The organism is Acinetobacter sp. WCHAc060042, from assembly GCF_003231195.1.
Taxonomy (GTDB): domain Bacteria; phylum Pseudomonadota; class Gammaproteobacteria; order Pseudomonadales; family Moraxellaceae; genus Acinetobacter.
Map to the genome: position 1 here is coordinate 67,763 of NZ_QKVN01000020.1, position 8,291 is coordinate 76,053.

8 protein-coding genes are annotated in these 8,291 nt (G+C 42.1%); 5 read left to right on the plus strand and 3 right to left on the minus strand.

Going from position 1 to position 8,291, the window contains the following annotated elements; translation table 11 throughout:
- The first annotated feature begins 68 nt into the window (after nucleotides 1–68).
- Nucleotides 69–2,366 carry a phosphoenolpyruvate--protein phosphotransferase gene (gene ptsP / locus DPG01_RS10330; protein WP_086210004.1) on the plus strand — a complete coding sequence of 766 codons (2,298 nt, stop codon included), beginning with the start codon at nucleotides 69–71 and terminating at the stop codon, nucleotides 2,364–2,366.
- A 6-nt stretch (nucleotides 2,367–2,372) separates the two neighbouring features.
- On the opposite strand, the gene DPG01_RS10335 is transcribed toward ptsP, so the two are convergent.
- Together DPG01_RS10335 and DPG01_RS10340 are read right to left on the minus strand one after the other, a co-directional pair.
- Nucleotides 2,373–2,561: a hypothetical protein gene (locus DPG01_RS10335; protein WP_086210005.1), complete on the minus strand. Its 189-nt coding sequence runs from the start codon at nucleotides 2,559–2,561 to the stop codon at nucleotides 2,373–2,375.
- A 176-nt stretch (nucleotides 2,562–2,737) separates the two neighbouring features.
- Nucleotides 2,738–3,352 carry a LysE family translocator gene (locus DPG01_RS10340; protein WP_110975017.1) on the minus strand — a complete coding sequence of 205 codons (615 nt, stop codon included), beginning with the start codon at nucleotides 3,350–3,352 and terminating at the stop codon, nucleotides 2,738–2,740.
- 151 nt (nucleotides 3,353–3,503) lie between these two features.
- Between DPG01_RS10340 and DPG01_RS10345 the strand changes: the two genes are divergently transcribed.
- Together DPG01_RS10345 and DPG01_RS10350 are read left to right on the plus strand one after the other, a co-directional pair.
- Nucleotides 3,504–3,956 carry an Lrp/AsnC family transcriptional regulator gene (locus DPG01_RS10345; protein ID WP_086210007.1) on the plus strand — a complete coding sequence of 151 codons (453 nt, stop codon included), beginning with the start codon at nucleotides 3,504–3,506 and terminating at the stop codon, nucleotides 3,954–3,956.
- Between the two features lie 281 nt (nucleotides 3,957–4,237).
- Complete coding sequence (locus DPG01_RS10350) at nucleotides 4,238–5,374, plus strand: DUF389 domain-containing protein (protein WP_110975018.1); 1,137 nt, start codon at nucleotides 4,238–4,240, stop codon at nucleotides 5,372–5,374.
- A gap of 6 nt (nucleotides 5,375–5,380) precedes the next feature.
- Here DPG01_RS10350 and DPG01_RS10355 read toward each other — a convergent pair whose 3' ends face one another.
- The gene (locus DPG01_RS10355; protein ID WP_110975019.1) at nucleotides 5,381–7,033 is read right to left on the minus strand and encodes an acyl-CoA dehydrogenase family protein; all 1,653 of its coding nucleotides are present in this window, start codon (nucleotides 7,031–7,033) and stop codon (nucleotides 5,381–5,383) included.
- Nucleotides 7,034–7,111: 78 nt separating this feature from the next.
- Here DPG01_RS10355 and DPG01_RS10360 point away from each other — a divergent pair, with 78 nt between their 5' ends.
- Nucleotides 7,112–7,747: a TetR/AcrR family transcriptional regulator gene (locus DPG01_RS10360; RefSeq protein WP_110975020.1), complete on the plus strand. Its 636-nt coding sequence runs from the start codon at nucleotides 7,112–7,114 to the stop codon at nucleotides 7,745–7,747.
- Nucleotides 7,748–8,000: 253 nt separating this feature from the next.
- On the plus strand, nucleotides 8,001–8,291 hold a 291-nt coding region (locus DPG01_RS10365; protein WP_110975021.1), incomplete at its 3' end, for a hypothetical protein.

Sequence of the window (8,291 nt, forward strand, 5' to 3'; positions counted from 1 at the left end):
GTCCTACAGATTTTTTAAGGTTCTCTTGTTATAAATAAGTTGGACGCACTTTTTTTGGAGTAGATGCGATGTCGAATATGCAACTGGATACCCTTAGACGTATTGTGCAAGAAATCAATGCGTCCACCAGTTTGCATGAATCACTCGACATTATGGTCAACCATGTGGCAGAAGCCATGCACGTTGACGTTTGCTCCATTTATTTATTGGACGAGCGTAATCAACGTTATTTGTTGATGGCATCGAAAGGTTTGAACCCCGATTCAGTCGGCCATGTTTCACTACATACCAGTGAAGGCTTGGTCGGCCTAGTCGGACAACGCGAAGAAATTGTCAACCTTGACAATGCCCCGAAACATGAACGTTTTATGTACTTACCTGAAACAGGTGAGGAAATTTATAACTCGTTCCTTGGCGTACCCGTCATGTACCGCCGTAAAGTCATGGGCGTGCTTGTGGTGCAAAATAAAGAGCCTCAAGACTTTAGTGAAGCGGCTGAATCCTTCCTTGTCACCCTCTGTGCACAACTTTCAGGGGTCATTGCGCACGCACATGCCGTGGGCAATATCGACGTTTTTCGTAAGCCCAGCAATTTACCCGCTTACAAAACTTTCCAAGGCGTCCCTGGTTCAGGTGGAATTGCCTTAGGCCGTGCTGTCATTCTCTACCCACCTGCAGATTTGGCGGCTGTTCCTGACCGTGAAGCCGATGATATCAGTGAAGAATTAGCCCTACTGGATCGTGCCCTAACCTCAGTGCGTGATGAAATCAAATCGCTTGATGACAAGATGCAAGACGCCCTTATGGCTGAAGAACGTGCCCTGTTTAGCGTGTTCTTACGCATGTTGGATGAAAATGCGCTGCCAGCGGAAATTAAAGAGCAAATTCGCGAAGGTAACTGGGCACAAGGTGCAGTACGTATCGTCATTGATAACCATATTGATCTGTTTGAACAAATGGAAGATGACTACTTACGTGAACGTGCGGCAGATTTAAAAGATTTAGGTCGACGTATTTTGGCCTATTTGCAAGAAGCGGATTCGAGTCACCGTGAACTTACCGATGAAAGTATTCTGATTGGAGAGGAAATTTCAACCGCAGCTTTGGTTGAACTTCCTGTCGATAAAATTGCTGCGATTGTCACCACTGAAGGTGCCATGAACTCGCATATGGTAATTGTGGCACGTGCTCTCGGCATTCCAACCGTTGTGGGGGTGACTGAACTACCGATTAATACACTCGATGACGTTGAAATGATTGTCGATGCGCATCAAGGTCGGGTGTTTATTAATCCACCTCGTCGTCTACGTACCCGTTATAAAGAGATTCAAAAAGAAGAAGAGCAAATTGCCAAAGACTTAAAACAGTATGAAACCAAAGATGCCATCACCCCTGATGGTGTCGCAGTCAAACTGTTTGTCAATACTGGTCTAATGATTGATGTGGTGCGCGGTGTACAACGCGGAGCCAAAGGTGTTGGTCTATATCGCTCCGAAATTCCATTTATGCTCCGTGACCGCTTCCCTGGTGAAGAAGAACAACGTGCGATTTATCGTCAGCAGTTGAGCCACTTCGCCAACAAACCCGTGGTGATGCGTACACTCGATATTGGCGCCGATAAAGACTTACCTTATTTCTCCATTGAGGAAGAAAACTCCGCACTCGGTTGGCGCGGCATTCGCTTTACGCTCGACCACCCTGAAATTTTCTCTTCACAAATTCGTGCCATGCTTAAAGCCAGTATTGGTTTAAATAACCTGCATATTTTACTGCCGATGGTCACCAGTGTCAGTGAAGTAGAAGAAGCGCTGTACCTTCTTGAGCGTGACTGGGTCGCAGTGCAAGAAGAGGAACAAGTAAAAATCACCAAACCAAAAATTGGTATTATGGTTGAAGTTCCAAGCGTGCTGTTGCAAATAGATGAGTTTGCCGAATTGGTTGACTTTTTCTCGGTCGGCTCAAACGATTTAACCCAATATTTACTGGCAGTCGATCGAAACAATCCACGGGTTGCTAACGTTTATTCACATTTCCACCCTTCAATTTTGCGTGCACTGACTCGCTTAGTCAAAGAGTGTCATAAGTACAACAAACCAGTCAGCATTTGTGGAGAAATGGCAGGAGACCCTTTATCTGCGATCTTACTGATGGCAATGGGCTTTAATACGCTGTCGATGAGCTCAAGTAACATTCTGCGTGTACGCAAAGCTATTTGTCATGTGCCGATGCCTGACGCGATTGAACTCTTAGAACACGCATTGAAAATGAGTAATCCACTCATTGTAAAAAGCCAAATGGAATATTATTTTAAAACACACGGTTTAGGCGATATGGTCAAATCAGCGACACGTATTGTGACGGCTTAGAAGCCTTTAAACACAAAAAAGAGGCATTAAAAAAGGGAGATAATCATCTGAATATCTCCCTTTTTTGTGCTTGTCATAGCCTCGTTTTGCATTTTTCTTTCGGTCTACAAAGACTTGGCTTTGGTTGACTTCATGCATGTGTTTTGCCACGAAGTTGTGAATCACAACTTTTGGCTCAGCTTTCTTCTTTGCCATTTTCCCACCTAACTGAACGGATGATATCGCATAGGATATGGCTGGAATTTTACGCTTTTTTGTATACTTTACAAGCGACTTTCATGTCATTTCTGTCTCTTAGCGTAGCCTATTTTTAAAGAGATAGCTCATACAACTATTTAAGCACCATAACTTGTATCTGCTGAAACATACACTTAAAAATAAAATTGATCTAACAATAAAATCATCGCAATCAAAATCATCAATGCACCAGAGACTCGACTCACGATCATAGCTGCATGAGGACGTGTTGCTAAAACTCTTTGCGCACTAAACCCGACCAAAAAGTAAACCGCCGCACAACTAACCAAATGGATTCCTGCCAATAAAATAATCTGAGAAGTTGCCGATACGGCAGATTTTGGATCAATAAAAGGTGGCAACAACGCTAGAAATAAAAGTAGGACTTTCGGATTTAAACCACTCAAATACACCCCACGAATGTACCAAGATTTAGAGGAAGTCAATGCCACCTGATCACGACTAATACTTGCAGGACGCATCGACAAGTTCAAACCCATCCAAAGCAGATACAGTGCCCCAATAGCTGTAAGCACTTGAAGTAACATTGGCTGACTCGCAACCAAAGTTCCAACACCAGCCGCAACAGTCAAAGCCGCCATCAAGTGTCCAGTTAATAGTCCCGTCACCGCAGGTAAGACTCTTTTACCTTGGATTCCTGAAGAAATCACATAAGCCCAATCTATACCTGGTGTGATCACGAAAAGTATAGAAACGCTCCAAAACGCAATCAAAATGCTGAGTGACATCCCTTTCCCCTTTTATCGGTTATCGTTGTTAAAATTTGGGGAGTTGATCATTCAAACAGCCTCAAATAATTTTGAAAGGATATCCTTTAGGCTCTAAAATGTGCTTTCAAATCTTTGTGCAATAACGGCTAAAAAAGGGAGATTCTTCCACATGGATAAAATTGATAAGAAGATTCTTGCTGAACTACAAGCAGATGGACGTTTATCGGTTACTGAGTTAGCAAATAAAGTTGGATTGAGTCTTTCACCCTGTCATCGACGAGTCAAAGCCTTAGAAGATGCGGGTATTATCAAAGGCTATCGTGCACAGCTCGATTTTTCTCAGTTGGGTTTAAATTTTTCGACCATTGTTTTTGTCACACTCAAAAATGGCGATAAAAATTCAGTGCTCAGCCTTGAAGAGGCTATTTTGCAGATTCCTCAAATTGTAAAAGCGCAACGGCTTTTTGGTGACCCCGACTACTTACTGCATGTTGTCACCTATGACTTGGAAAGTTATCAAAAACTCTATGATGAACAACTGTCAGCACTCCCCAATGTGCAACGCCTGATTTCCACTATGGTCATGAAAAATATTATTTCGAATCGGAGTGTTTTATTCTAAAAAGAACACTATACAGTGGTATCCACCCCACCATTCAGTGAGAAACGTCATACAACGCAATACTTACCCTAGTTCGATGGATGAGCTGAACGACAAAAGACCAATCCAACCTAAAGGTAAATGAGCCAAGCCATACTACGCGTATGAAGAGAAAAAGTTCTATTTACGAATGCTGAAAATTTATACGCAACTTATCTTATTTTTCACTATTGTTTATATTTGTTTCCTTCTTTAAAAGCGCTAAATTAATACTTAACTCGATATAAAATAAGAGCATCATCATGCCATTAGAAAAAGACAAAGATGCAACTATTGTGGTCAACGACACCCCTGACCAAGAAAAGTATGAATTCTTAAAAGAGAAGATTCGTTATAAACAAGCTTTACGCGAAAATTCAAAAAAAATTGACCATCAAAAAGTTCGACTGAATATTCAAGCGGATGCTCTTCCCAGTAAAACCTTTTTTATTATGAATGCCTTGGCGGCCATCATTGCAGGTTATGGCCTGCTTTCAAACTCGGCTGCGGTAGTGATTGGCGCGATGCTGGTGGCGATGATGTTAGGGCCGATTTCAGGTATCGCTTTGGCTTTAATTGACAACCGCCTTTTACTGTTTAAAACCGCGCTGTCCACTTTACTCCTTGGCATTGCCATGATTTATAGCATTGGAATCGTGATTGGTTTAGTAAACTATGACCTGCCTATGACCAATGAGATTCTATCGCGCACGCAGCCAACCATTTTAGATTTGATGATTGCTTTAGCAGGTGGTGCAGCAGGAGCTTTTGCTTCGGTTTCACCTCGGTTGTCTGTAGCAGTCGTTGGTGTCGCCGTTGCCACTGCTTTGGTTCCGCCCTTGGTGGCCAGTGGGATTTTATTTGCACATATGGAATGGAAAAATTCAGCCAATGCTTTTTTACTGGCGGTGACCAATATCTTTGCCATTCAGATTAGCTCATCTTTAGTCCTTTGGATTGCAGGCTTTAGACGTGGTTCCAGCGAAGAAGTGCAGAGTAATGTCAAAGAGTTTCTCAAACGTAATGCTATTAGCTTAATGTTCTTGGCGCTCTTAGGGATTTATCTCTCCTTTAATTTTTATACTCTGCTCAATGCTCGACTATATGAAAGCAGTACTGAAACAACCATCAGTACTGCGCTGAATCATGATAATAATATTATTGATACGATCCAATTCGATAAAAGAGATGATTTCACTTTAGTCCGTGTCTCTATCCGTGGCGATATCCCGCCTAGCCCTGCACAAATTGCAACACTCAATCAGAAACTTTCGTCAGACTCAAACAATAAACCCAGTATCGTCCAAGTCCGTTTTATTCCGATTGATATTATTCAGGCTGAGGACAGCCCCAACGTCAAACTCGAACAACATGAGGCGCAAAAACTTTCAGTACAATAATGTGCCTTAAACCGCAAATGCTCTATGTAGCAGTCGTTCTACGTCGGGTTGTTTCATCTCAAGCATCCCGACAACCCGACCATGAAATGGACTATAACGGCTTTGAATAAAACCATCAGCCACATAGTCTGGTGCATGCCGTTTTAGCAGGACTGCTTGAGTCAAAATCACCAGCCTACTGACCAAACTGCGCCCCATAAATTGCAGCTCTTCAGGTGCCTGCTGGAATAATTTAAATAGACTTTGTAGCTCTTGCTTCAACTGGTCATCTTGCATCGCGGTGGATGCTAAATCTTGAAACAAGATCTCAATCGACTCTACATCACGGCTGATGGCACGCAATACATCCAAACACATGACATTACCCGAACCTTCCCAAATAGTATTGACTGGGGCTTCTTTAAAAATGCGCGCCATGATGCCGTTGTCGACATAGCCATTGCCCCCAAAGACTTCCATCATCTCGCCAGTCAACTCAACTGCACGCTTACATACCCAGAACTTCGAAGCTGGGGTCATAATGCGTTTCCATGCTACGGACAATGCGTCATCCGCTTCATAGCAATGTGCAAGATGGAAACTAAGTTGCATCGCCGCTTCCGTTTCTAAGGCCAAATCTGCCAATACCGCTTGCATCAAAGGCTGCTGTGCTAAATGTTTGCCAAAAGCTTTGCGCTGACGGGTATAAACAATACATTGCACCAAGGCTTGCCTAAGCATGGCAGTACTGCCTACGGAACAGGTCAGACGGGTGTAATTCGCCATTTCAATAATGGTGGGAATACCGCGTCCAGCTTCCCCAATCATAATGCCCCACGCGTCTTTAAATTCGACTTCGGAACTGGAGTTGCTACGGTTGCCCACTTTGTCTTTTAAGCGTTGCACATGAATTGGGTTCTTACTGCCATCCTCTAGCCAACGTGGCACAAAGAAACAGGCCAAACCATCTTGTTCCGTCTTTGCCACCACCAAATGTGCATCACACATCGGTGCAGAGAAAAACCATTTATGCCCTGTGAGCAAATAGGCTTGGCTACGCCCCGACTCTGCGACAGGTACTGCAATGGTTTCATTGGCACGGACATCCGAACCGCCTTGTTTCTCAGTCATGCCCATCCCTAGCCAAATTGATTTTTTCTGGCTGATGGGCACATCACGTTCATCGTATTCAGTCGAAAGTAACTTATCGCCGATTTTGGCCCACAGTTCAGGCTCACGTTGAATCAGTGGAATACTGCCCAAAGTCATCGAATTTGGGCACAAGTTTCCACACTCGACCTGCCCTGCCAAATAAAAACGTGCTGCCCACTCGACCCATTTTGAGGATGAATTCGGATGATTAAACGGATGTGCATGGGTATCGAACTGACGGTTCAGCCCCATCCATTTATGCCATGCAGGGTGAAACTCGATAAAGTCTTTACGGCGTCCGCGAGCATCGAAGGCATGTAAAATAGGTGTATGCCTATTGGCCAGATCGGCATAGCCATAATATTCCGCCGAACCAATTACTTTCCCCATCTCTGTGAGTCTTGCCTGATCCTGACTGCCATAACGGGCCAATATTTTTTGTAAAACGATATCAGTTTCAAACAGATTGTAATTTTCCAGTTCATCAAACTGATTGCTGATTTGATGGGTCATCCCTGTCGTATTCATATCACTTTGCTCTTGTTATGCTGTGCTTTTCATTTCAGTATAGAGAAAAATTGAGTCTGCCATGTTCAGCTTTGTGCTATGAAGAATCCTGAGATCCAAGTCCGCCGTAGACCGCGCCAGTCGCGAGCTAAACTCACCCAAGAAGCTTTGCAAGAAAGTTTTGTTCGGCTTTTGCATGAGCGTCATGCACATGAAATTACCATTCGGGAAATTACCGATGTGGCAGGTGTCGGTTTAGGGACTTTTTATGAGTACTTTTCAAAGAAGGAAGATTTGGTTGCATTAACCATTCATCAGCACGTAAAAACCAATGCGGAGCAACTAAAAAGTTATGCACAAAGCCTGATAGAGTTATCCACAAAATCAAATTTTGAAGACTATTTACAACAAATTATTCACTTTCAGCTCGAACAGATTCAGATTCGACAGTTTCTCTGGGCGCAGACTTTTTTGCTGGAACGGCAGGTTTCAAACATTGAAAGCTATCGAAAGAGTTATGAAATGATGGTGCAAATGTGGCGCAGTATCCTTGAGCCTTATGTTGATGATGCAGAGCAACTCCTGCAATTGAGTTTAAATCTGCAACGTGTGTGTTATGGCTTTGTGTCGCAGACATTATTGATTGAGCCAGAGTTTGCAGAATGGGTAATATTGGAGAAAGATATTCTTCAAAATTTAGTTAAACCTAATTTTGAATACAAACAGCTTTATTAAAAGTTAAAGATCCTTTTAGGTTGACAGAACATAATTAAGTTACTTACAAAAGCGATAAATTTCGTAAAAATATAGACTTACCTCATTATTTACTTATATTTTCGTTTTAAAAAATATTCATATCAGCTCTATTATATAAATGAAGGGAATACAACTCAATTAATGACTTAATTTTTAAAAATTAGTTTACAAGATAGACAACTTCTATAAGAACTCTTATTTTAATCATTCAATATTAAAGAATAAGAAAATTATGAGCTTATTAAAAACACATATAGAGTTTCGATCTGATAACTTCCCTCAAACTTCTGAAGAACAAAAAAATTGGGATGGGCAAATTTGGGGCTACACATTAGCCAAATACTTATCAGAAGAACTTCCTAAACATGGTGTAACTGTATCAGAGTTCTTAAATGAGGATTGGGGATATTTAATACCTTTAGCAGATGAAAGCTTTAAAGATATTTGGATTGGTTGCAATCATTATCAAGAGTATGAGAATGGTTTCTTAGTTTTTATAAACCCATCTAAGCCAATAATTAAG

Excerpts from the sequence above, each read along its gene's own strand:
- ptsP (WP_086210004.1), top strand. The coding sequence starts at position 69 with ATGTCGAATATGCAACTGGATACCCTTAGACGTATTGTGCAAGAAATC.
- DPG01_RS10335 (WP_086210005.1), bottom strand. The coding sequence starts at position 2,561 with ATGGCAAAGAAGAAAGCTGAGCCAAAAGTTGTGATTCACAACTTCGTG.
- DPG01_RS10340 (WP_110975017.1), bottom strand. The coding sequence starts at position 3,352 with ATGTCACTCAGCATTTTGATTGCGTTTTGGAGCGTTTCTATACTTTTC.
- DPG01_RS10345 (WP_086210007.1), top strand. The coding sequence starts at position 3,504 with ATGGATAAAATTGATAAGAAGATTCTTGCTGAACTACAAGCAGATGGA.
- DPG01_RS10350 (WP_110975018.1), top strand. The coding sequence starts at position 4,238 with ATGCCATTAGAAAAAGACAAAGATGCAACTATTGTGGTCAACGACACC.
- DPG01_RS10355 (WP_110975019.1), bottom strand. The coding sequence starts at position 7,033 with ATGAATACGACAGGGATGACCCATCAAATCAGCAATCAGTTTGATGAA.
- DPG01_RS10360 (WP_110975020.1), top strand. The coding sequence starts at position 7,112 with ATGAAGAATCCTGAGATCCAAGTCCGCCGTAGACCGCGCCAGTCGCGA.